Origin of the sequence: Blastococcus sp. VKM Ac-2987 (assembly GCF_026967805.1) — a bacterium.
Classification (GTDB): domain Bacteria; phylum Actinomycetota; class Actinomycetes; order Mycobacteriales; family Geodermatophilaceae; genus Blastococcus.
Window position 1 is genome coordinate 943,570 of sequence record NZ_JAPVBG010000001.1, and the last position, 23,369, is coordinate 966,938.

Sequence of the window (23,369 nt, forward strand, 5' to 3'; positions counted from 1 at the left end):
AGAGGTCCGCTGACCCGGCCTGTCGCGCGCGCCTGTCCGCTCGGGACGACAACACCGGGGCGCTACTGCGCCTGTTTCAGACCGGCAGGACCCCGTCGGCACCCCCCTGCCAGGCTGGCCCGCTGGCGGATGCGCTCTGCACGGCGTGCCGCCACACGAAGGCGTCGCAAGCGTCCGGCGTCAACGCCTCGCGTGCTGCGGTCAGTCGCCGGGAGCTAGAACGTCGTCCGAGTTGAGGACTTCGACCCATTCTTCTTCATTGATGTTCCAGTCCCAGGGGACGTCAGACCCCAGCACCAGGTTGACGTCCCCTCCCACCCACCTATACGGCGCTTCCGGAGTGCCCAACGTCAGCGTCTCCGGCTCCCCGTTTATCAGGGCCTCCACGATTATAGATGCCTGGTACAGATAATGGTCCGACTTGATGGATATGTTAGCTACCTCCACATCAAGGCCGTTCAACTTGGCTACGGCTGGTGGCATTGGCATCGGTTCAGTTGCCGCCCCGATTTCCTGGACGGTCGTCGCCCCGGTTGCTGTCTCAACCTCAATGAGTAGACCCGCACCCGCATCAGCCCCATGATTGCATTGAATGAGCGCATAGTTTGAGTCGGGAACTTCCTGGCGGTTATATACCTGAACCGCCACGTCCGTCAACGTAACCTGATCCTCGACACCGGAGACCATGGTCAGGTATGCGGCACCGCCTATGGCATATATCTGGGGAGTCTCCGCGAGCCAGTCAACCCAGTCGGGGCAGTGGTACAAGACATCGGAAGGCGGGTACTGCGGGGGAGACGGCAGCTCCGAGGATTGACCATTGAAGAACCACGTGCCAAATTGTGGATCCACGGTGAAGCTTATGTTCGCTGACGATTCTGGCTGACTGTCGAAGGTGCAGTTCACCGAGTTGTCTGAGCCTTGGGCGTTGCAGTCGCCGCTGTTTTTGTTGGTGTCAGAATCATCGTCGTCCCCGTTGGCAGTGACGACGCTGAGTGCCAGCGCTGCAATGGCGACAAGGGCACTGATGCCGGTCCACCATGGATGCGCAAGGATGAATCCCAAAGCGCGACGAGGACGCGGCACCGTCGGCGGATTGGCCACGCGACCTCCAAGGCCGAGTGTGGGCGGTGGGACGAAGAGCGTGAAGCGCTACGCACCGTATACCTCGACGGGGCCGAATCGCCCTTCGGAGAGCCAAGCCGAGCGGAGCCGTATGTGAGCCCGCTCAAACAGTGCCGTTTCGGACGGGCAGCACCAGGAAGACGACCGGGACCACAAGAGCCATGGTCTACCCGTGCCGCCGGGCACCCGGGGCACCGAGAGGAGACCGCCGCCATGACCAGCACTCCCAAAGAGATCAGCACGCGCCCGACGACGACCCACGAGCACGAGTCCTGGTGCGACAAGGACGAGCACGCCAAGGTGGCCGCCGAGGGGTACGGCCCGTACGGCTGCGTGGGCAGCACGATCGAGGTGTCCGGCAAGATCATGGGCCAGGCTCCCGGCGGCTGGTAGTTCCAGGGTGAGCCCGGCGACGAAGCACGGTTCGCCGTGGACTGGGGCGTGACGTGCCCCTCCTTGTCCGTCGACGACATGCGGTTCGCGTACCGACTGCTGCTCACGGTCGGGCCCAGGGAGATCGACACGGCCCTCGAGCTCATCGCCGACGCGCCCACCGCGCACGACGGGCACCACCCAGCAGACTTGGACCCGCCGCTGTAGCCAGCCCACAACGCAACTGAGCCCCGCCGACCCGTAGTCGGCGGGGCTCAGTGTCGAGCTAGCGCGAGAGGAAAGGAACCGAGGCCCTTGCCCGAGATGGGACAAGGGCCTCGGTCCTCGACGTCAGAGCCCGAGGGCACTCGTGCCGTGCTCGGCCTCCGCCTGGGTGAAACCGTCCCCGACGGTCAACTGCTGGATCATGCTACTGCGGGAAAACCCGCCGATGGTGTCCTGGTACTGCTCGGCCTTCTCCGCGGCTTGGGCGTTCCAGTCCACGTTCAAGTTGTCGACAGCCCACGTCGCATCCTCCGTGGAGAACCCGTCCCCGACCGTCAGCTGCTGAATCAGGCCGTCGTGGGAGAAGCCGCCCATGACGTCGAGGTACTGCTCCGCCTTGTCCAAGGCACTCTCTTGGCTCACGGTACCGGCGTCCGGTGCCGGTGCCGGTGCGGGTGCCGGTGCCGGTGCCGGTGCGCCTCCGTTGTCGGCGGGCTGCTCGGCGGTGGGCGAGCTGGAGTTGGCCGACGTGCTTGATTCCCCGCCGCCGCTGTTTGAAGACGTCGCCGCGATGATGACGACGAGTCCGACGATTAGCCAGAACCAGACCTTCTTGTAGAAGGGCTTCTTGGCTGCAACTGTCTTCGGCTCTTCGAGAGTCGTTGCCATGTTCTTCTCCTAAGTCGTATGCACGTATCGCCCGCTTCAGTTCTGAGCATCGGCAGTGCCGACGGCGAGGGGCACGGTGGGCGCATCAAGTCACCCGGCTGCCACTCAGGCCACTGCCCAAGCGGTTGCCGCTGCCCCAGGGCCACGCGAGCCACCTGGATCTCTGACCTGTCCGGGCTCCGTGCTGTCTCTGGCGACGCGGTCTTCTTCGACGGCTTCACTGAGCAGGTCGCGCCCGCCGACCACGGTGACGGTGGGCTTCCACTCGAACCACGACGCCCCGTGCGGCCCTGGCGCCGTGGTCGCCCCGTCGACGGTCAGGCTGGACCAGTCCACGTTGCCGCCGCCGGCTATCGCCATGAGCCGAAGTTGCCCACGAAGCCCGGACGTAGCCCGCTCACGGTCCTCATATGGGTACGCAGCTGCCGCCGTGTAGAACATCGCCCAATGGTCCCCACGGGCAGCGGCGCCCGAACGGGTCATCACCCAAACGAGCGTGACCCGGTACCTGAACAGCCGAGCCCCCCGCCGATCCGTAGTCGGCGGGGGCTCAGCGCGCAATCTCCTAGGTGCAGCCCTGTGCGACCGGACACCGTAGCGTAACTTCCGTAGATGGAGTCCAGCGGACGATGGTGGCGCTTGGTCGAGTGGTTGCGGACCTCGACCTTTATTACAGTTCTCGAGAAACTTAAAACGATCTTCGGGTACGCCAGCCTGACAGTAGCGGCAGTGGTAGTGGCGTGGAGTCAAGCGCATTCGGCCCGCTCAGCGGCCGCCACTTTTGTTAGCGAGCATCCCGAGGGAATACTGAACTCGTTCTTAGCCGTAGTTGGTGGCCTCGTAGTGGCGGTGGCTGTGCTGTGGGGCGCCTGGCAGAGTACCGCCAAAGAGTTGCGCAAGGCGGGTAGCCGCCAGCTTCCCGTAGCCGGGCAGATCGGGCCGGTTCTCAAAGGCGACGACGTCGAGGCACGCCTGGTACCGGTCAAGGGCTACGAGCATCGACTCGAGATCCGTTCCACGAGCGGAGAAGTGCGTAAACTGCGGTGGGTTCTCCCGCTAGACAAAGGCGAATGGCACATACCTCCTACGGAGGCAACGATCCAAGGTCAGACGGTGGAATACCCTCTGGAGCGGCTTCCCCTAGGCGTCACGTTACGTGTGCCGGCTGTGGCTCGGGAACGCGTACGGGCCCTCTGCATCGAAATTAGGTGGGAAAGGGGTCTCCCCCCCAACGTGGAGGAGCACGTCTTGCCGGGGCACCTCGAGCCCGACACGTGGCGTTAGCGGCTGCAGGGCCTGCGCGCGTCCGCTCAGAGCGGCCCCTAAGCTGCCACCGGCAGGCGCTACTTCCCGACATCCTCCAATCGTCGGCAGTGCCATGTACAACGTCGTGCGCTTCACTCCTGCAGACGTGCAGCAGATTCTCGACGAGGCGTACCGCCCGCCGATATAGCAGCGAACAGCTGTCCCGCCAGTCTGTCGTCAGCTGGACTCAGTGCGGACCAGAGGATTGCGATGGCGAAGGCGTCACCACCGCTCCCGCCCCTGCCACCGACACCGGTGGGGGGGTAGTAGACGCCAGCGCCGGCCGTTCCGGCGCTGACCCCCACAATGGCCGCCAGCGCGACGCCTACGGTTGCACCGCGTACGGCCCAGCGCCGACCGGGACCCGACTTGGACATAGCGATTCCCCCATCCGCAGGTGTGCGGCGACGTAGTGCCGCCGCAGCGCCAGCATCCCGAGGTGTCGCACCGGCTTCTAGGGACTTGGCCTCTGAACCCGTCCGGGAGCGAACGCAGCCATCCGCTCATCACAGCGACGGTGGCCTTCTACACGGACCGCGTCGTCCCGTGCGGCCCTGGGGCCGTGATCGGACCCTCGACGGTCAGACTGGTCCAGTCCACGTTGCCGCCGCCGGCTATCGCCATGAGTTGGAGCTGGCCGCGCAGCCCGGACGTCGCCCGGCGCGCTACCCACCCGCAGTCGCCGCAAGGCCTCCACCGGGCCGACGTCGTCGACCTAGCCGCAGCGCCGCGGCGGCCAGAGCGACGACGGTCTACGCCACTCGGAGGGCAACGGTCTAGCCGATTTTCAGTCGCTCGGCGAACCGGCGCTGTCTACTGCGGGCGGACCCGGGCGAGGCAAACCCCTGACCCGTTCGAGCCAGCCACGCAGGTCGGCTGAAATGGCATGGAGCGAGTCGTCCCATAAGCGGTCATCGTTGCGACCGCTTAGGTGGTGTGTGCCCCTCGACCCTGGGAAGGGGCTGCGGTCGCGAAGCTCGTCACAGAATCCCCACGCTAATATCGGCGCCGACTCAACCGACCGGCCCAGCGCGTCCTTAGCCTCCACCCGCATATGCACGCAGCCGCGGTTTACGTTCCAGGACATGGGTATCCGCGGCAGAGCCCATTCGACGCTCTGGAACGGCTCAATTCTGATTGGTGGTTGGGGCCCATCGAGGCCTTGCAGGACCGTCGGGTCGACCGCTAGCCGCACGTATCGGTGAACTGGCCGCCGAACGGAACCTTCGTGGTCATCTATGTGCATTACCACCTCTTGAAGAACGGTCGGGTCAGTGCCGTTGACTACTCGGACGATCCAGTGCTCAATACCAAGCCGCAGGCGCGCACCAGCGAGACGACCCCGCGAGTCGATGGCCTGCTGCGCCAGGACGACGGCACGTCGCGATGTCCGGCGGCTGGACAGGAAGCTCACGGTGGCTACAAGGAGAGCGAGCGCAGCGATCACGTCCGAGGCAGCGGCCTGCGCCAGATAGGCGAGGACCTCTTCGTACAGCTCCACGGAGCAATACTGAGGCCCTTCTTGCCGCGCACGGCGGTATGGCGCTGCGTTGCTTGGCTGCGGAGCGGTACATCGGCCTACTGGGGGACCGTGTCGCCGCCCCCCTCTGATGCGCCGGCCAGTTCGCGGGCGCGTACCGCCGGCGTGTTGGCGCGCTCGACGAGGAGCGTGTTCTAGTTGTCGCTGAAGAGCGAGTCCGGCAGCAGTGCGCACTGTATGACGCATCGAGGTTGTCGGCCGAGTGCTTGCGGTAGATCAACGAGCCGGCGGATTTACGGCCGGGTGACCCCAGGGTCGGCACTCCGGGAGCGGTGCAGGATGTGCGGCGTCTCGGCCAAGGCCAAGCGGTCGGTCCAGTCGTCTGCCAACGGCATGACACCGAAGTCGACCGCCCAGCGGATAGCGTTCTCGAACATCATCCGGCCCGTCGGGAGATGCGTCTTTGACGTCACCGGCGCCTGAGGGGTGAGAAGCACATCGCCGAGGTGCAGATGAGGGCGCCGCTCCCAGGACTGCCCATCCGGATGCCAGTGGAGCGCCCACAATTCTGTGGCCTCCCCCATGACGAGGGAGTACTCGTGACAACTCAGCGATCGTGTGACTCTCGTCGCCGTCGTCACGAGCGCGATAGTTCGCTCAGCACGAGCCTGGCGAATGCTAACCCTCGGGACGCCCCGGCACGGCCCACGCACGTCGCAGAGTGCCGCGAGCTGACCGGCAAGCTCTTCGGCCAGTGCGTCGCCGGTCGCCACGAGGTGCCCGTCGAGGAGCAGTTGACGGTCAGGCTGGATGCCACCTACGACCCCGCCTGGCAGGCGGTCCGCAGCGGCCTTACGTTCAGCGGCCCGAACGACACCTACGAAGTCGTCCTCGCCGACGGCATTGCTTCGCAGCCGTACACCGGCGTGTACTGGGTGTACAGCGTCGAGGTAGTAAACGGCGTAGGGACGATCTTCCCGCTGCCGCGCGGCACCGGCTACAGCGGTGGCTTCGGCGGTCCCAGCGACACCTGGACCGTCTTCGTGGACGGGCAGACTTTTCAAGTCACGTACGAAGACTATTACCAGGCGAGCCCGGTTCGGACCCTGCCCAATGGCCTCTACCCCGTCGGCGAGATGTGCTCCGGGGAGATTCCGCTGTACGGCGATATACAAGAGTGGCACGACGTGCAGTTTCTCGACTCGTCCGAGGGATTGCCGTACCGGGCGACATTCGGTGGCGGCATGGGCCATCTTTTCGACAACAACGGGCTCCTCAACCCGTAGGTGCCAGCGGTCCCCAACGGCGAGATGGTGACCCTTGTAATCGACGGCGAGATCATCGGGACGTACACGATCAACTGCTGATTCTGCGCTCGATCCGACTCGCCATGGGGTGCGTGATCTAGTCCCGCCGGTTGGTTGAGACGCCCTGCCTCATATCAACGGCTGCCCTTTGGGATTTTTGGAGCGTCGCTCTCCGGTCGCAGGGTGATAGCCCCAAAGGAGAATCAGCAGCGTGTCAGGTAGGCGATGAAACCAAGGAGCGAAAAGGTACTTCCACACCCTCGGAAGTCGCTTCTCGACTCCTTGGACGATTCGACTCCACCACGGGCTCCAGGAAGTGTCAAAAAGTTCATCCGTGGCCGGCCTCCACTGGTACGTCTTTCCCCGTACATCCGTAACCTGGAGCGTTACGGCGGCTTTCTCTCCTGGATTGACTTGGTAGGCCGTCGATAGAATCTCGTGAGTGTGCTCTCGACCCGGCCCGAGATATGGGATGTGCGCCAGCCCGAGCCAGTCTGGCCGCAAGGCATGCACTTCTCGCACGGGCCAGTCGCTACTATTCCGGATCACCAATGACCCGCCGGTGACGATCCAACCCCCGGCCTGCCCAGGGATGGGCTCTCGCGACTCCGTAATACTGGCGGTGACCAGGCGTACGTGGCGCCGCTGCTCTCGCCGCTCAACGATTCTTGCCACCCAGAGGCCGCTGATCAGACCGGCGATAAGGCCGCTGACTATGCCGACCACGAGGCCGGGCACCTGGGACAGCAAGAAGTCGACCACGCCCGTGAGCATGTCAGCGGGGTCCGACGACTCGGTCGGCACGCCGTGTACCGACGACCGAGCTCCCACCACCAGGGCGCCACGCCAGCCGCACGGATCCGGACGCCGCCTGGCGACCGGCGTCCAGCCCTGGACGAACACGCAACGTGCGTTTGCCGTTTACCCAGTGTCACTGGCCTGGTTTCGTAGTCGTCGGGCGCTTGCAACAGCAAGCACCATCGCAGCCGGTGCCACCGTGGCCCCCGACGTCGAGATGCCCGCGCCCTCCCGCAGGGACGCCACGCCCAACCCGTTCACCGGGCTGGTCACCAAGGCGGCCAAGGACGGCAAGCGCTACGACCTGCCCGGCCGGTTCTCCCTGACGCCGTACGAGGGCCGCAAGGGCGCGTGTGAGGCGTTCACCGTGGTGGGCAAACTGCACGCCGCGGGGCGCTCCGCTGGCGTCAAGCTCAACGTGCGCCGGTTCGACACCAATGGCCAGGGCTGCCGCATCACCTTCAAGGTCGTGAAGTGAGCGAGCCACTCCCCCACCCTGGCGACGACCAGGCCGACGGCTACGACGAGCGCAACGGCCCGCCCGAGGATCCCGACGACGACACCAGGGAGGCAGACTGATGCGCGTCGTCGCCTATGTCCGTGTCTCCACCCGCGAGCAGGCAGAGGACGGCCACGGGCTGGACGCGCAACGGGCTGAGATCACGCGTACGGCTGAGGCACGGGGCTGGTCGATCGTTGCCTGGGGCTGCGATGCCGGTGTGTCTGGGGCACACCTGGACGGGCGAGACGGCTGGTCGCGGGCGATCGAGCTGGTTGAGTCCGGCCAGGCCGACGGCATCGTGGCGACCAAGATCGACAGGGTCAGTCGGTCGGTCGCTGACTTCGCTGCCCTGGTGTCGCGGGCCAAGGAGCATCGCTGGAACCTCGTGGTGCTCGACATCGGCCTCGACCTGTCGACCCCCACGGGCGAGTTCGTGGCGACGATCATGTGCGCCGCCGCGCAGCTTGAGCGCCGCATGGTCGGGCAGCGCACGAAGGACGGCCTCGCAGCGGCGAAGGCCAAGGGTGTGCGGCTCGGCCGGCCAGTCGTCATCACCGACGACGTCGCACGGCGGGTGGCTGAGCTGCGCGCCACGGGCGCCACCCTGGCCGAGATTGCCGATCAGTTGACCGACGACGGCGTGCCCACGGCTGGCGGCGGCGACCGCTGGTGGCCGTCGACTGTCCGAGGGGTGCTCGCTCGCTCCGCCTGACCCGCCCGCCCGCCAGGCGGCTGAGCGCCGCGCTGCGCACACGACTACGCCCACTGCGATCGAATCCGCAGTGGGCGTTGTTGTCGGCGCCAGAGGGTCAGTCAGGAGAACCGCCCGGTCGCTCCATGTGAAGCGTGCATCAGCGCCTCTGCGCCGCGTACGGCACGCGCTGGTCGACTGCAGAGTTTCCCTGTCCCCCGCTGGGGGAGCCAGGTCAAACGCTGCTGCACGCACCGAGTGTCAGCGCCAGCCCTTAGCCTGCCTCCCATGTCATGGGGGCAGTTCTGGTCCGACCACGGAGCGTCCGCCGTCACCACGGCGATCGGGGCCCTGCTCGGGTTTCTAATCAGCTGGTCGTTCTTCCGTGCGTCCCGAAAGCGAAAGTACCTCGCATGGCACCTAGCTTTCGATGAGTGGCTAGTAGCACCGAACGCCCCGGAGGGCCTTGTGGTTAGCTATGACGGAAAAAATTTGACGCGGCCGCGCATGGTCTCTATCAACATTCTGAATGCAGGAAATCGAGGCATTGACCGCGAGCATTACACGGATGACGTGGTCGTACATATCGCCGATTCGTTGATCCGGTCTGTGACGTACAACCCGCTTCGCATGGCGCCTAAGACCCAGTTCTCTTTCCAAGAGGAGAGTGACCGGCTGACGATAAGGCCCGTCCGTATGAATCAAGGCGACGCCTATAACCTGCGCCTACTGGTGGACGGTGGCACCCGCGGCGACGTGAATGTTTCCGCCACCTTATTCGAGGAGTCCAGCGCGCCGCGTCGCGAGGCCGACTGGAGCCCTCCCTCGTCCACATTGAGCTACGCCATGAACTATGTGCTGCTAACTCTACTTTTTGCGCTCTTCTTTTCCAGCCTCATCATCGCAGTGGCTGGCGGACTTCCCTTGCCTGCCGTGATTTTCGTGTTCGTTCTCTGTATTATTTTGAGCTACGACGTCTTCCAAACCTTGAGGCGCGAAAGACATTCGCGGCGGTCCGTGCGTTTGGCAAAACAACCCGGCGAAGCCGATGATGCAAGCCTCGGACGCCGCCTTCTCGCTCGACGCCGTTGACCTAGCAGTTTGATTCACTTGCTGAATGTATAAATGTAGTGGAGCGACGGCCCGGCGCCTGACGGCGAGGGCAGCAGCGGTGACACCGGCGACGCACCTGGCGTTGTGGCGGCCCTTCCGATTGTGCGAGTCGATCACTTTCGTGATCACGTCACAGGGAGTCACACGTGGACCGCGTACGAGAAATGCTCAGCCGCATCACCGACCTGTCAGACGACGAACTGACCGAGCTGCGGGACCTGATCCTTCGGGCCGCCGAAGGTCGCACGAATCCGCCCTCTGGTCAGGTGGTCGGTGAGGCCGCAATCGAAGAACTGGAAGTGCTGGCCTCCGCCGCTACGGCTGTGAAGCGTGAGTCCCAGCGGCGAGAGCAGAACGTCACACGCGGGCACGACGCTCAGCAGATCCTGGCGTCGTTCCGGCGCGAGCCTCTCTCGCGGGCTGGCGCGATCGTCCCTGCCGATCGACGTCCCCGCTTCTCGTCGGGTGGCACGGCACGGGCGCTGACGGCCAGCGGCATGGCCGTTCCCGACAAGGGCAGCCTGGCCGACGAGTTCGTGTCCGCGCTGCGGACGCACCAGGCGCTCTCGGGTGGGAACGGCGAGAAGGTCCGCGTAGCGACGTTGCGCGCCGAGCGGGGGCCGAACCGGACGCTGCGAATCAGCGACTCCGCCGAGTCGGTCGCCAACGCGCTCGAGGTCGCCGCCGATCAGCAGGCGCTGAGCGCTATCGAGGCCATCACCGCCGCCGGCGGCCTGGGCGCTCCGGAGGACACGGACTACGCGCTTCCCGGCTTTGAGGTCACCGAGCGGCCGGTGAAGAGCTCGCTGCCCACCTTCACCGCCGAGCGAGGCGGCATCCGGCTTATCCGTCCTCCGGCCCTGGGTGATCTTCAGGGGGCCGTGGGCATTTGGAACGTGGCCAGCGACGTGGACGCCGTCAACAACCCGGCCGTGCGCAAGCCGAGCCTGCGCGTGGTGCCGAACGGCGAGGTTGTGGTGAACGTCCAGGCGGTCACCAACATCCTGACCTTCGGCAACATGCTGGCCAGGGCCTATCCCGAGTTCGTGCAGCGCGTGATGGACCTCGCCTTGGCCGCGCACGCCAAGATCGCAGAGCAGCAGCTGCTCACGCAGCTCGGTGCGCTATCCACCTCGGTGACTGGCCAGGCGCAGGAAGGCGGCGGCCTCGGCGCGACCCGCGTGCTGCTTCCCCTGCTTGACCGGGCGGCGACGGGGATGCGCAACCGGCTGCGGACGGACCCGAACGCGCCGCTGCAGTTGATCCTCCCGGCGTGGGCGCGTGGGCTGCTGCGGTCGAACCTGGCGCTGCAGGAGCCCGGTGACTCAACCGTCGGGGTCAGCGACGCCGACCTGGCCGCCTACCTGGCGACGCGCAATCTGGCTCCGACGTGGGCGCTCGACGGTGAGGCCGGGCAGGAGTTCAACCCGCAGGCTGCGGGGCCGGTTAACGGATGGCCGACCGAGGTCGTCTCGTACATGTTCCCGGCGGGGGGCGTTCGCCTTCCTCGACGGCGGAACGCTCGACCTGGGTCTGGTGCGCGACAGCACGCTGAACGCGGCCAACGACTTCTCGACGTTCACCGAGACGTTCGAGGCCGTGATCTTCCGAGGCGGCGAGGCGTTCCGCATCGCCCAGGCCCTCACTCCGTCGGGCATCGCCCGCGCGGCCGAGCTCGCAGCCTGATGGGGCGGCGCGATCCGCGCTGCGAGTTCCCCGGCTGCACGTACATCGCGGTCCCCGTCCAGCCGATGTGCGTGCAGCACGGGGGCACCCGACAGGCGCGGACCTACATGAACGCACCCGTGGACCACATGCGCCTGTGTGGTGCTCGGCGGCGCGACGGCGGCAACTGCACCCAGCCGGCCATGCGAGGACAGGAGCGGTGCCGCATGCACGGTGGTTCGGCCCCGATGGCGCGCACCAAGGCCGTCGAGCGCATCGCGGAGGCCCAGGCCGTCGGCCTGGCCAACCGGCTCGGCATCCCGCGTTCGATCTCGGCGGTCGACGCACTCCAGGAGGAACTGAACCGCACCCAGGGGCGGATCGACTGGCTAGAGAGCGAGCTGGCCCAGCGGCCCAACGACGGCGCGGTGCTCGCGGTCTACACCGCCGAGCGCGGCCACCTGCGACAGCTCGCCGGGGGCATGGTCAGCAGCAAGACCGACGAGCGCCGGTCCATGCTCAACGAACAGACGGTCGACGCGCTGGAAGCCGCCATCACCGGCATCGTGCGCGACCTCGGGCACGATCCCCACACGACCCGAGTGCGGGACGTCGTGGCACGTCACCTACGCGCCGTCGCTGAGCCCACGAGACCCAGGGCCGGATGGTCGTGGATGCGGAGATCGTCAGCCACGAACCGCTGCCGGAGGCTGTGGCCTTCTAGCTGACCACGCCGGGACGACGCAGTCAGCAGACCAGAGCGACGCCGCAAATCCGCCACGCCGGGCTGCCGTTGGCTGAAACTGTCAGTGGGATGTGCCAGCCGGAGCGGCATGTGAGTCACAGCACACAGCCCAGGCAGGCGCAAGCACTGCTGAATCCAGCCTTAGACGGCTTCACTGACTGAGAGTCAAGGAGACACGCCCAGGAATCCGTCTTGAATACCCGCAACTGTTGATCTACTGGCAAGTAACTTAGGCCGGGATTTTTTTTTGTTGCACCCCAGAGACGGATTGCGCGGCGATTGCCGCGGAGGCTGCAGCACCTAATCCAAGGTAGCAGCAATTCGCGCCCATTCAGGAATGTATGAAGCACTAGCGAGCGCAGTTGCTGATGGCACCACGCCAGCCATGGCGCACGCGGCGATGACCCGAGGGTTCATCGACCGACGAGGCACGGCTTCTCTCCCTTGACAGAGCTATGAGGTTATGATGGACGTCCAGGCGGCGAGCCGCAAGGCGAGACTGCGCGGCGTGCCGATCGGCCAGCCCTGGAGCTGATCGACTGCGTCTGACCTGGCGCAGCCTGCGTTTGTTCAGGCCGACTCCGACAGGTCCAGGCACTCCTCCTGCCGCACCTCCCCCACCACGATGCGGGACGGCCGCATCCGCAGCGCCTCCTTCACCAGCCGGCGCAGCGGGATCTCCCCGGCGCCCTCGAGGTTGGGCTGGCGGGTCTGCATCGAGACGACGTCGGGCAGCGGCACCCGCGCCTCGAAGGGAGGGCTACTACACAGGTGGGGCGGCCGGGGTCGGCTTAGCTGCGTTCTCCTGTAGAGGACGACTGTTCGCCATCCGCCGCGAGCGAGACACTGGCCCAGTGGCCAACCTGGCGGTGGTGCGTCGCAGCGCAGTCGTCCCGAAGCGGGACCTGCTCCTCTTTGATCGAGTGTATGTACCCAATCTCGCCGCCGAGCTCGAGCGCCTGAGCGATCATGAACTTGCCGACGCCCAGTACCTCGTCGATCAAGGCCTTCTCGCATCCCCGAGCGTGCAGATTGACGGGGTGGTCGCGGGCTCGGTTTCATTACGCTCGAAGGAGCAGCGACAGAATAGTTCCACGGCTAGTATGCCAAGAAGCCTTCGAGTTGGGGATTTTTATTTTGACGTAGTTGCGAGCCAGCGGGTGGATACGTCCAAGCGGTTGACCTATGCCCCTGGCAGGTCACACCTGCCCATAGGCGCCGAGCGATTTATTGCCGCCACGCTGACTAGGACCCTCGAAAGCTGGGGACACTGCACGTATGTACCAGGACAGCGTGACGCCGGAAAAGGTGTCGTCCGGCTGTTCGACCCGCTGCCTTTGTATTGGCCCTCACTGGGGGCGCCTGGATCCACGCTCTACGCGCCCTTGAACGCAGGAGTTGCGGTCAGGCTACAAGGACTTTGGCGTGAAGGTTCTGGTGCTCCACCAGCAACGAACAACGCAGAGTGGGAACTGTTCGAGGCGATTATTGATGCAATGCCAATCCCCGGCGAGCTTGAGCCCCTCGAAGCGATCCTCGACTTCAAACGGGCGGCTCAGGAGAAAAAGAGGCTGGAACGGTTGACACGTTGGTTACAGCGGACTCTGCTGGAGGACAGGACATCGCCAATGCGCCTGCGGTTGGACCTAGAGGATCTGATCCAGGAGTACGAGTCCCACATGCGGGCGGAGAAGATGACTGTACGACACGAGCGCATAAGGATCCTACTAGCCCTGCCCTCTGGCCTAATCCGAGCGGTGATCGGGCGCCCAAGTCGAGACGCACTCGACTTTCTTACGCTCCGCGAACATAAGGTCAGATTGTCGCAAGCAGAAATGAGGGCGCCTGGGCGAGAGCTTGCCTACATAGCATCTGCCCGGGAGCGATTCGACCATCATCGCTGACAATGCTGGCTCGGCACGTCATCAAGGGCGTCGGAGGGCCCAGACACCTGCTACACACGTCGAACGGGCTCTGCCGAGCCTGTTCGTCTGGCTTGAGCAGGCAGCCCCGGGGGCGCTGGCCTGTCCTCAGGTGGGGCTAGCAGCACGCTGGCGAGAGCGCGGAGTACAAGGTTCCCCCGGTTGTAGAAGCCGCCGCAGCAAGAGCGAACTCGCTCCCATTCCCCGCCGTTCGACTCGAGATGGTGCTCGGGGTGGAGGTCGCGGAGGAGTCAGCCGCTGCAGCTAGGGCGCGACTGAAAACGAATGGCCAACCAGAGGCCGAGACGATGGCAGCGACGGCGACCCCGGTGACGACGACGCGGATCAACCGACGGGCATCTCGCATGATTGCCTCCTCCTGAGCGGCGGATTGCCGTCTACCTCATCGCTGCCGAGTTCTGTCAGCAGCGCGCCCCGCCTCTTGCGCGACAGACGAAGCCCCCGTGTGTGAGAGAAAGTAGGCAGGGAGCCCGTCGATTGACGCCCCGTCGAGGGGCTAGCTGCGGAAGGAAATGTGGACGTGGTCCTGGTGGGAGGCTGACCCGGCCGCAGGGGCTGGGGTCGAACCCAAGGCCAAAACGAGTCCGGCCACGGCTACCGGGATGACGAGTGCCCTGCGGATGTGCACAGTTTCCCCTCGGCAGACTGGACGCTGTCTACGGCGACAGCGTCAATGGCGGGACCCTAGGGCCCGTCGCCGCTCCCAAACAGAGACGAAAGCCCCGCGCTGGCAACGCTCGGTCGCGATTACCGCTGCGTGTCAGGCGGCTTCGTCGCCGACCGGCTCGCTAACGAGGTCTCGTCCGCCAACCACGGTGACGCTGGCCCGCCACTCGAACCACGTCGCACCGTGCGGCCCTGGCGCTGTGGTCGGCCCCTCGACGGTCAAGCTGGCCCACTCCACGTTGCCGCCGCCGGCTATCGCCATAAGGCGCAGTTGGCCGCGGAGGCCGGTCGTTGCCCGCTCGCGATCCTCATACGGGTACGCAGCTGCCGCCGTGTAGATCATCGCCCGATGGTTCCCACGGGCAGCCGCGCTCGATCGGGTTGGCTGCAGGCCATCACCCCAACGAGCGTGATCGGGGCGCCGGGATGGAGTCGCCCCGACCCCCACTTACACGGGCAGGTTGCGTTGCCACACTTGGACACCAGGCCCGCCGTTGCTGACGTGCCGCATCCCGTGGCGCCGATTCATCTTCTGCGAGGCATGGTTCTCCTCGTACACGTAGCCGATGATCTTCACGTTGGAGATGCCGGCTTCTATGGCACGGGCGGTCAGTTGATCAAAGACGTCCCGACACATCTCATCGGCATAGCCGCCACCCTTGCCCCGTAGCCGCAAGGCGACAGCGCCGAACTCCCACTCAACTTCTGCAGGACCGTCCAGCTCCTGAACGACAGAGACAGCTCCGAGGCCCTCGCTGTCGTAGCCGAGGCGTACATAGCGACCAGCAGAAAATTCCGGCGCAAGCGCGCGCACGCCGCTCTGGACCTCGTACTCCCACCACCCAGCGTGGGCGTCACCCTTAGGCGGCCATCCACGGAGGGTTCGAGGGGGCTTGTAGGTGCTACAGACGAACCCTTGCAGGTGCTTTACGTCCGAACCCTTGCAGTCCCGCCAATCAAGAAGGCCCGTCACCCAGCGATGCGGTCGCGGCGCGCCGGTGCAACCTCGGTGAGGGCGCGAGCACGGTCCCGCCGCTGCTCAAGAGGTAGGTCACGGCCCATGGTGCGGGCATGGTGCGCCGCAGCAGCAGCCTCAACGTCGAACTCCTCCGACGGGTGCAAGCATCGATTGAGCGCCTCAAGCAGGCTGGTCATCGAGACTCCTTCCCGACCCTCAGCCTGGCGCTAAGGGCGTCTACCTCTAGACGTCTTTCTACGCCTATCGGCAGACGTTTGCACGTCCTTGACCCGTACGAGCAGGTCACAGCGACGCAACACTGCCGCCCAGCTCGCCACGTCTACGAGGTGAACGTCCCGACCACCGTAGCGATGTGGAGGCGTCGTGTCGGTAGTGCTGCGGCCGGCGGTCTTCGCGCCCCCACATGCCTCCCCGCTCACTGGCGGCCACGGCGTAGGCCAGGCACTCGGCGGGGCCGGCCAGCGCCCGTCGATCTTCCAACCCTGGAGCCACGAGTCGTCAGCGTTGGCTTGGTGGCACGGAACGGTGCCCGCGTCGTCCAGCGCGGCCGACAGCTCAGACCACTCCTTTAGCACCTTCGGTGGGATCAACCACGCAGCGTTGACTACCGATGCACTTTCGCCACGGTCTCCATTTCGTCACCCCACCAAAGCGAGCGATTCGAGGCGCACCTCAAGGCAGGAAACGTCCGGCACCCTGTTGTGCACCCCGTAGCCGGCAATCTCATGGACATCTAGCCCCGGCGCGCCCGTCAGACAGCCTGGGGCAGCGGTGGCGCAGACGGCTCGCTGGTAGCCGGCGGCTGACGCTGCGTCGAGCACGGCCAGCAGCAGGCGGCGCGACCATCCGCGACCACGAGCAGCCGGGGCGACGTAGAACCGGCGCAGCTCGCAGGCGCCCGGCTCGTGTCTGCGCCAGCAGGAGACCGCGACCGGCCTTCCGTTCTCGTAGCCGACGAGACAGCCGGCGTGCGGCCGGGCGTAGTCGGCCGGGTCATCCGCGTCGAGGTCGTGCGCCCCGTAGGCCCTCACGTAGTGGCCGGCGAGCTCGTCGAGCAGTCCGCGCGCGGCCGGGCTGTCGTAGCGCGCTGCGGCGATCATGCGAGCTCGGTCAGCTCGTCGAGCTGCTTCCGAGGAAAGGCGACCTGAGCGACCATGCGCGATCGGGTCACTAGCGCGCCCGCCGACTCGGCGGCGACCAGGAACGGTGCGGCCTTGCCTCCGTTGACCATGCGTACGTAGGCCGGGCGATCGGCGACCACCCGGCCGTAGTTGACGGTTGCCCGATCGCGGGCGGTCAGCAGGTTCGACAGTTGGGACGGCCACAACCGTTCCACGGCGTCGGCCAGGTCGGTGCAGGACGCGACGGTCAGCACGCCATGCGAGCGGAGGGCGTGCAGCAGCGGCGCCAGCTCCTCGTCGACGTCCACCGTCTTGCCCAGCACCGTCAGTGGCGCCTGAGCGTGCACGTCGCCGTGCCGGGTGCAGACCGGGCAGGCGCAGGTGAACGCCTCGGTGACGCTCCAGCAGGCTCACGACGCCTCACCCTGCTCTGGCGAACCGGGCTGCGGCATCGTTGCGGTGAGCTTCTCGAGCGTCCGCCCGAAAGATTGCCTTGCGGCGGGCAGCATCAAGTCGAGCGCGTCCATGCCTTCGGTCACGGCGGGGTCGATGATGTCGTCGCCATCGAGGCTGACCGACCGCAACGGCGGCGCGCCAGCCACCTGCTCGCCATCCAGTCGCTGCGTCCACATTGCCGCCCCCTCGCGTGTGAGACCGTGCGGGCGGCGGCGGTGGTACTCCTCCCACGACCCGGCCTCAGCCAGCGACTCCAGCTCTCGGAGCCCTGCAGCGACCGAGCCGCCGCACTCCCGTGGCTGCGCGTTCGCGGGGGGCACGATGTAGCCCATCGCGACCCACTCGGGATTGGCTGGGCCTGGCCACTTTTCACGGTCACCCACCGTGGAGTGGCAAACCCACGAACGGCCCGTCCGCATGGTCGCCCACAGCTCGACCGCTGCTCCCGCTTGAACACATGCGACGTCGCCGGCACCGGCCGATCCACGTTGCTACTCAGCCAGGGGCACTCCGGGCACGGCCTGGCCGGTGCTCGGTTCAGCTCGTTGTCGTCAGCGCTCGTCATCGTGTCGGGATCTCCTTCGCGTTCGGATGTGAATGCACTCAGTGGTCGCGAGCAGGGAGCTCGTTCGGGCGCCCTGGCGGCGCGCGTGGTCAGGCCGTCGGGCTGAGTCCGCCCTCAGCTCGCAAAGCGCGCCGACGCAGCTGCACCGTCTGCTGAAACAGCTCGACGAAGTCCAGCCCGCCCGGCCAACCGTGCTCCTCCTGCCAGTCGCTCCGAGCGCGGCTGAACAGGTGCCATGCCTGGTCCCGACGCCAGTCCTCGAACTCGAACCTCACCGGGCCATACGGGACGCGATCTCTGACATTCCGCCAGTCATCCGGGTGGTACTCCGAGACGTCCACCAGCGGGCCCCCAAAAGGCGGTTCGAGGCCATCGCAGTGATGGCCGGCGAAGGTCTGCCCGTGCAGGCAGCCACCCGCATCCTGGACGTCACCGACTCCGGCTACTACGCCTGGCGCAGCCGGGGCCCGTCGACCCGGGCGGTGCGGCATGCGTTGATCACCGAGACCATCCGCCAGGTGCACCTGGCCTCCCGGGGGACCTACGGCTACCGACGTGTCCATGCCGAACTCACCATGGGCCGCGGCATCATCGTCGGGCACGGCACCGTGGAGTTGCTGATGGCCCGCGCCGGGATCAAGGGGATCACCGGGGCCCCGAAGTGGCGCCGAGCCCGCCCCGACCTGCTGGCCACCGACCTCGTCGACCGGCGCTTCACCCGCGAGGGCGTGGACCAGTTGTGGGTCACCGACATCACCGAGCACCCGACCCGGGAGGGCAAGGTCTACTGCGCGGTCGTGCTGGACGTGTGCTCGCGGCGGGTGGTCGGGTGGTCGATCGACTCCTCACCGACCGCGGCTCTGGTCACCAACGCCCTGGGCATGGCCATCGACACCCGTCGACCACCGGCCGGCGCGATCATCCACTCCGATCACGGCGTGCAGTTCGGTTCCTGGGCCTTCACCACCCGAGCCAGGCAGTCCGGACTCGTGCCCAGCATGGGGTCAATCGGTGACTGCTACGACAATGCCGTCATCGAATCCTTCTGGTCCCGCATGCAGGTCGAACTCCTCGACCGACAGCGCTGGCGCACCCGCCTGGAGCTGGCCAACGCGATGTTCGACTACCTCGAGATCTTCCATAACCGCCGGCGCCGGCACTCCGCCCTCGGCTGGCTCACACCCATAGAGTTCGAAAACCGTCAATCAATCACCGTGGCATGAGGTCCAGCAACTGAACTCCACAAAACAAGGGGCTGACCAGAGCCTCCATCAGAACCCGGGGCGGGACAATCGTCGAGTTCAACACAGGCGCCGGCGTGCACAGCATCGGCTCGACCCGGTTGGTCGTACTTGCTCGGCGCCACCGTGGCAGCTTCCCGGCTGCTATGACATGGCGGTCCCAGGTTGAGGGCCGAACATGCCGTACCCCATCTGGGCCGTTGAGACGTCATCGGGTCCGCCCGTCGGGGCCGAATCCGACGGAGCTGATCTGCGAGCCAACAGGCGCCTTTGCGTTAACCGCGACGGTGCGCAAGCTCACCAGTTACGGCAAATCCATCACCTGCTGAGCTGGCTCCGGCCGTTTTTTGGCCCGTAGACGCGTCATGTGATCCCGCCCTTTGGGCGTAAGCGTCCAGTAGGTCTGCTTGTCTTGCACTGGGTGGCGTCGGGCGCTGTGGTCGATGAGACCCAGAGCAAAGAACTGCACCTTGACGTCGTTGAACTCATCGAGTCCCGCCTCAATCCCACCCGCCTTGCCAGCGTCGGGCGGCAGGTTCACCTGCTCTCGACCCACCACCGCAGCAAGAACATCTAGCTCTTCACTTAGAGCTTCCTCACTGGCTTCATCAAGCATGAGAGGGGCTAGGTGGGAGAAGATCTCATCCCACGAGATTTCTAGGTGGAAGTAGTGAGCCTTGGAGTTGCTACGAGTGGTTCGACCCGCTTCCGCATCTTCCTTCGTCCAATACCGAATAGTGCAGAAGAGGTCGTTCAGGTCGTCACCTTGGGCGTAGATGCTAGTGTCTCGAACGGTGGCACCACCGGATTTCTCAGCCTCTAGCTGAGCGGTTAGAGTAGCGACGGTAGCGCGCAACTCCGCCATGTCCTTCTCTACCTCAGGAGTCAGGGCCTGACTCGCCCTAACCCACCCCTCGGCCGGGTGTGTCTTGCGGGTCTGAATCAGACTTAGCGCCACCGCGCCAGCGAGGTCTGCTGGCGTGGTCCAGAACTTGACCATTCGCTGACTTGCTTTGTCCCGGAAGGCGTCCAGCAGCTCCCTGGCCCTTGGAGTTACTTCTGCCTTATCGACTGGGATGTTGCCCGGCGCACCGTGCAGGAAGGCCATGACCGGCGTCTTCGTTTCGACAGCATAGTCGAACTCTTTCTCCGTAAAGCTAAGTCCGTCTTCGTCGACGCTGCCGTAACGCCCCCCGATGACGACGACGTAGTAGTCGCTGTCGTCGATCACCCGCTTAATCAGGTCCCATTTCTCGTCATCCGAGGCGGGGAATAGCTCCATCCCGGCTGGGAAACAGTCGGCCTGGAGAAGCGTTTGGATTACCGCTTGGCGTTCCTCTTGGAGATCAAGGAAGGTGGAGCTTACGAATACCTGTTCGCGCTTCTCGACGGCCACGGGCTGAGCCTAGTTGGGAGACGGGTCGGCCTCCCGGACCTCACCTTCGTGAGAGCCGCACTGCGTAGATCAGGGTTTCGTCATTTGCCTGCTGACCGCGTTGTCATGGGGATGACCACGTGCAGCCGGGAGCCGTCGGGCATCATCGCGTCGACGAACGGCGTCGACATGTCGATCCGTCGACCCGAGATGCGCAGCATCCGCTCCACCAGGTCGGCCAGCTCTCCCGGCCCCAGGATCGTCGTGGTCAGCTCGCTGCGGCCCCGCCGGGCGATGAACACCCGGCCTGGTTCGTTGACCCAGATCTCCTCGATCTCCGGGTCGTCCAGGTAACGCTGCAGCGGCCCGAACCCGGCCACCCGGTCCAGCACGTCGCGGACCACCGACTCCGCATCCCCGATCGGCGGCAGTGCCGAGGACAGCGACCGCTCGGAATAGTCGGCGACGACGTCGCGCACCAGCAGCCGCACCGGGCCCGGATCGGTGAACGGATCCAGCCCACGCCGGCGGATCAGCTCGCGGACCTCGCCGTCCACGACGTCCAGAGCAGTCGGCACGCCCATCCCCCGTCGAGCAGTCGTCGAATCGGGTGGGACTGTAAGGAAACGGATCAGTCCGTAGGGGTGGCGTCAGGCGATCTGTGGACAAGATCGGCCGCGAAGGGGGCCACGAGCACCCGGTCGGGTGACGGAACCAACCGCTCGGCGGCGCAAGGCGGCCGGTCACCCGCTCCCGGGCGGGCACGGCCGGGCACTGGCAGTCGAGGGAACGACTCGGAGAGAGTCGATCGGTCGCTCAGCATGACGACAGGTCACGGTCTCGGACGGCCCGCCGGCATGACTCGTCGACATTCCCGCAGAGTGATGCGGCCAGCGCGGCAGGATTGGGAACCTGCGACCGCTCCCACGCGAGGCCGCCCATCCGACGCCATGTCCCGATCATCGCGTTCCCCCCTTCTCGAGCGCAGCGCTCGTGAACGCGGATGCAAACAGCCGTGGATGACCCCGGCACCACGTCCGGGTCGGCTGGGCACTGTGACGGGCAACGACGCCAAAGCTTCGGTGATCAAGCGGTGACAGCACCGTGACAGTCAGCCTGCGACCCTGCCAAGGGTCATGGACAGCGCCTGCAAGATTTTCGCTCCCTACGAGGGGCCACCCCGGAATCGGACCTCCGACGGCGACGCGGGATCCGACTCCGCGAGCGTCGGGAGTCCTGCACGAGGAGCCGATCTTGCACACGTCACGAGAACCCCTTCGGAGGAGCATCCTCATGGCGACGGAACGAAGAATGATCCACCTCCGCGACTTGAACTCGCTCAGCCAGTCAGAGCAGGAGCGGGTCCGTCATGTCATCCCCCACCGTGCATACGTCGAGGGGGCGCCCGCGGACCCGTCGGCAGGGAAGCCGGAGTTCGGGCTGGACTGCCAGATCGCAAGCAGCGGCGAGGGGCACGACATCTTCTATCCCGTCGAAGGGGGCGGCGGCTGGGGAGTCGCCTGCGACGTCTTCGTCTTCTGGGTAGAGGAGAACTGAGTCGACCGATCCGGTGGACGCCGCCTCGCCGACCCGGTGCGACGGGGAGTGCAGCCGGGACGGATCGACGCGCCCGAAGGGCCAAACGGCAAATGACCAGGACATGAGGTGCAGCAACATGCCGAGCGCCGCCGCGTACACCCCTGTCTTCGACGGAACCTTCAGCCTGCGCGGAACGGAGGACAGCGCAGACTCCACCAGGGCCCTGACCTTTTCCCTGCCACCCACTCTTGACGGCAGTGTGAAGTGCTGTCTGCTCTGGGAGTTCTTCTTCCCGAACGACCAGCGCACGGACGTCGAACTGTTCATGGAGATTGGCGAGACCGAGTCGGTAAGCAAGGGTATTGGACGGTTCACCTGGCCTGGACCGCCTCAGTGGGGCTGCATGCACCTACTCGTCCCGACTGATCTCGTTCGACCAGGAGCGAACTCGCTCTCTTTCGTCGCCCATCCGACGGTCATCCAGTCGGATGGCGGTCTCGTCGGACAGACGGTGCTCGTCAGAGATGTGGTGCTCTGGCACCACATCACTGTCTGACCACCTGCAGCACCGAAGCGCGGGGGGCCCTCGCATGTCCTGAGGTTCGGCGCTGGCAACGGGCCTACGGGCTGAAGGGGCCGATCTTCGGGCCGTCCATCGCTCCGGCGTGCGACCGGTATGACTTCGGTCCCGGTGGCGTTGCCGCTCGACCAGGTGGTCGGTTGGGTCAGGCCTCGGTGATGGTGATCCGAACGACGGCGGCCGGGTGCGCAGTGACGGGGGCCCCGACACCCTCGGCGAGCGCCTGGGCCTCGCCGAGGGTGTCGAGGTCGGCGAACGCGGTCCCGGCGTCGACGGTCTGCACGTTCCCGGCCCTTGACGCGGGACGGCAACAAGGCGCTGCTGGACCACAAGGCCGACGGCCGGACCGTGCTCCTGTTCGGCCTGACCCTGGTCGGTGATGCGGCCCTCACGACCGACTACCTGTGGGGGGTCGGCTGCGGATGGGCGCTCGAGTCCTCCGCATGGCTCGCCGACGAGGTCGGTCCCGTACTGACCCAGCCGGCTCCGTCCGCGGCCGACGTCGACCGTGCTCTGCAGCGATATGCCCGCCGGCACCACCACGAACTGGCCGCACACCACTTCTTCATCGCCGACCTGGCGGGCGGACGGATGCTCAACCCCCTGGAACGCCTCATGTTCGCCGCGGCCGCGCACGACGAACGACTGGCGTCGAACCTCGCCCACTACGGGGGAAGGGTGATCACACCGTGGCAGTTCCTCAGCCCCGCCAAGGTCGCTCGCAGCCTGCGCGTCCAGACGGCGGCTTCCAGAGCGACGCGAGCCACTACCGCTGCCACCCGATAGGGCACGCAACCCGCTCGCTGCGGATGCTCGTGGTCAACGCCGTGACCTTCAGAGATTTTGGCGTCCCCGTGATTTTCGGGCTGGCCGCGCCGTCGACCGCGTCGGAGAGGTCCGCGGCGTA

At 65.9% G+C, this 23,369-nt stretch carries 25 protein-coding genes; 12 read left to right on the forward strand and 13 right to left on the reverse strand.

Translation table 11 applies throughout. The annotated features are described in order from the left end of the window. Positions 1-201: 201 nt before the first annotated feature. Positions 202-1,104 carry a hypothetical protein gene (locus tag O2W17_RS04595; protein WP_269191216.1) on the reverse strand — a complete coding sequence of 301 codons (903 nt, stop codon included), beginning with the start codon at positions 1,102-1,104 and terminating at the stop codon, positions 202-204. Between the two features lie 234 nt (positions 1,105-1,338). Between O2W17_RS04595 and O2W17_RS04600 the strand changes: the two genes are divergently transcribed. Then, positions 1,339-1,518, forward strand: coding sequence for a hypothetical protein (locus O2W17_RS04600; protein WP_269191217.1), 180 nt, complete (start codon positions 1,339-1,341; stop codon positions 1,516-1,518). A 48-nt stretch (positions 1,519-1,566) separates the two neighbouring features. Further along, positions 1,567-1,725, forward strand: coding sequence for a hypothetical protein (locus tag O2W17_RS04605; RefSeq protein WP_269191218.1), 159 nt, complete (start codon positions 1,567-1,569; stop codon positions 1,723-1,725). 123 nt (positions 1,726-1,848) lie between these two features. On the opposite strand, the gene O2W17_RS04610 is transcribed toward O2W17_RS04605, so the two are convergent. Further along, positions 1,849-2,391 carry an Ltp family lipoprotein gene (locus tag O2W17_RS04610; RefSeq protein WP_269191219.1) on the reverse strand — a complete coding sequence of 181 codons (543 nt, stop codon included), beginning with the start codon at positions 2,389-2,391 and terminating at the stop codon, positions 1,849-1,851. Positions 2,392-5,775: 3,384 nt separating this feature from the next. On the opposite strand from O2W17_RS04610, the gene O2W17_RS04615 reads away from it, so the two are divergent. The 5 genes from O2W17_RS04615 (at position 5,776) to O2W17_RS04635 (ending at position 11,980) form a co-directional block, all read left to right on the forward strand. Further along, the gene (locus O2W17_RS04615; protein ID WP_269191220.1) at positions 5,776-6,462 is read left to right on the forward strand and encodes a hypothetical protein; all 687 of its coding nucleotides are present in this window, start codon (positions 5,776-5,778) and stop codon (positions 6,460-6,462) included. 1,018 nt (positions 6,463-7,480) lie between these two features. Next, positions 7,481-7,759, forward strand: a complete 279-nt coding sequence (locus O2W17_RS04620; protein ID WP_269191221.1) for a hypothetical protein — start codon at positions 7,481-7,483, stop codon at positions 7,757-7,759. 100 nt (positions 7,760-7,859) lie between these two features. Continuing rightward, a complete protein-coding gene (locus O2W17_RS04625; RefSeq protein WP_269191222.1) occupies positions 7,860-8,495 on the forward strand; it encodes a recombinase family protein in 636 nt (211 codons plus the stop codon). 267 nt (positions 8,496-8,762) lie between these two features. Next, positions 8,763-9,566, forward strand: a complete 804-nt coding sequence (locus O2W17_RS04630; protein ID WP_269191223.1) for a hypothetical protein — start codon at positions 8,763-8,765, stop codon at positions 9,564-9,566. A gap of 167 nt (positions 9,567-9,733) precedes the next feature. Beyond that, entirely contained in the window at positions 9,734-11,980 is a 2,247-nt protein-coding gene (locus O2W17_RS04635) for a major capsid protein (RefSeq protein ID WP_269191224.1), read from the forward strand. A gap of 587 nt (positions 11,981-12,567) precedes the next feature. Here O2W17_RS04635 and O2W17_RS22200 read toward each other — a convergent pair. After that, the gene (locus tag O2W17_RS22200) at positions 12,568-12,738 is read right to left on the reverse strand and encodes an ATPase, T2SS/T4P/T4SS family (RefSeq protein ID WP_331254269.1); all 171 of its coding nucleotides are present in this window, start codon (positions 12,736-12,738) and stop codon (positions 12,568-12,570) included. A gap of 113 nt (positions 12,739-12,851) precedes the next feature. Here O2W17_RS22200 and O2W17_RS04645 point away from each other — a divergent pair, with 113 nt between their 5' ends. Then, positions 12,852-13,901, forward strand: coding sequence for a hypothetical protein (locus O2W17_RS04645; protein ID WP_269192060.1), 1,050 nt, complete (start codon positions 12,852-12,854; stop codon positions 13,899-13,901). A 799-nt stretch (positions 13,902-14,700) separates the two neighbouring features. Here O2W17_RS04645 and O2W17_RS04650 read toward each other — a convergent pair. The 7 genes from O2W17_RS04650 to O2W17_RS04680 form a co-directional block, all read right to left on the reverse strand. Beyond that, positions 14,701-14,949, reverse strand: coding sequence for a hypothetical protein (locus O2W17_RS04650; protein WP_269191225.1), 249 nt, complete (start codon positions 14,947-14,949; stop codon positions 14,701-14,703). Between the two features lie 105 nt (positions 14,950-15,054). Further along, positions 15,055-15,420, reverse strand: a complete 366-nt coding sequence (locus O2W17_RS04655) for a hypothetical protein (RefSeq protein WP_269191226.1) — start codon at positions 15,418-15,420, stop codon at positions 15,055-15,057. A gap of 155 nt (positions 15,421-15,575) precedes the next feature. After that, the gene (locus O2W17_RS04660) at positions 15,576-15,761 is read right to left on the reverse strand and encodes a hypothetical protein (RefSeq protein WP_269191227.1); all 186 of its coding nucleotides are present in this window, start codon (positions 15,759-15,761) and stop codon (positions 15,576-15,578) included. 462 nt (positions 15,762-16,223) lie between these two features. Next, entirely contained in the window at positions 16,224-16,685 is a 462-nt protein-coding gene (locus O2W17_RS04665) for a GNAT family N-acetyltransferase (protein ID WP_269191228.1), read from the reverse strand. After that, positions 16,682-17,014 (reverse strand): hypothetical protein, encoded by a 333-nt coding sequence (locus tag O2W17_RS04670; RefSeq protein ID WP_269191229.1) that lies wholly within the window; start codon positions 17,012-17,014, stop codon positions 16,682-16,684. Before O2W17_RS04670 ends, O2W17_RS04665 begins: the two co-directional genes overlap by 4 nt. Positions 17,015-17,116: 102 nt before the next feature. Beyond that, the gene (locus tag O2W17_RS04675; protein WP_269191230.1) at positions 17,117-17,338 is read right to left on the reverse strand and encodes a hypothetical protein; all 222 of its coding nucleotides are present in this window, start codon (positions 17,336-17,338) and stop codon (positions 17,117-17,119) included. 478 nt (positions 17,339-17,816) lie between these two features. Beyond that, a complete protein-coding gene (locus tag O2W17_RS04680; protein ID WP_269192061.1) occupies positions 17,817-18,002 on the reverse strand; it encodes a hypothetical protein in 186 nt (61 codons plus the stop codon). A 45-nt stretch (positions 18,003-18,047) separates the two neighbouring features. Here O2W17_RS04680 and O2W17_RS04685 point away from each other — a divergent pair, with 45 nt between their 5' ends. Beyond that, positions 18,048-18,950, forward strand: coding sequence for an IS3 family transposase (locus tag O2W17_RS04685; protein WP_269192045.1), 903 nt, complete (start codon positions 18,048-18,050; stop codon positions 18,948-18,950). Positions 18,951-19,272: 322 nt separating this feature from the next. On the opposite strand, the gene O2W17_RS04690 is transcribed toward O2W17_RS04685, so the two are convergent. Both O2W17_RS04690 and O2W17_RS04695 read right to left on the reverse strand, forming a co-directional pair. Beyond that, positions 19,273-20,364, reverse strand: a complete 1,092-nt coding sequence (locus O2W17_RS04690) for a DUF4062 domain-containing protein (protein ID WP_269191231.1) — start codon at positions 20,362-20,364, stop codon at positions 19,273-19,275. An 80-nt stretch (positions 20,365-20,444) separates the two neighbouring features. Beyond that, positions 20,445-20,921 carry a hypothetical protein gene (locus O2W17_RS04695; RefSeq protein WP_269191232.1) on the reverse strand — a complete coding sequence of 159 codons (477 nt, stop codon included), beginning with the start codon at positions 20,919-20,921 and terminating at the stop codon, positions 20,445-20,447. 676 nt (positions 20,922-21,597) lie between these two features. Here O2W17_RS04695 and O2W17_RS04700 point away from each other — a divergent pair. Beyond that, positions 21,598-21,900, forward strand: a complete 303-nt coding sequence (locus O2W17_RS04700; protein ID WP_269191233.1) for a hypothetical protein — start codon at positions 21,598-21,600, stop codon at positions 21,898-21,900. A 118-nt stretch (positions 21,901-22,018) separates the two neighbouring features. Next, positions 22,019-22,438 carry a hypothetical protein gene (locus O2W17_RS04705; protein ID WP_269191234.1) on the forward strand — a complete coding sequence of 140 codons (420 nt, stop codon included), beginning with the start codon at positions 22,019-22,021 and terminating at the stop codon, positions 22,436-22,438. 169 nt (positions 22,439-22,607) lie between these two features. Here the strand turns inward: O2W17_RS04705 and O2W17_RS04710 are convergent, their stop codons facing one another. Further along, positions 22,608-22,745 carry a hypothetical protein gene (locus O2W17_RS04710; protein WP_269191235.1) on the reverse strand — a complete coding sequence of 46 codons (138 nt, stop codon included), beginning with the start codon at positions 22,743-22,745 and terminating at the stop codon, positions 22,608-22,610. A gap of 11 nt (positions 22,746-22,756) precedes the next feature. Here O2W17_RS04710 and O2W17_RS04715 point away from each other — a divergent pair, with 11 nt between their 5' ends. Continuing rightward, complete coding sequence (locus O2W17_RS04715) at positions 22,757-23,248, forward strand: hypothetical protein (RefSeq protein WP_269191236.1); 492 nt, start codon at positions 22,757-22,759, stop codon at positions 23,246-23,248. The last annotated feature ends 121 nt before the right edge of the window (positions 23,249-23,369 follow it).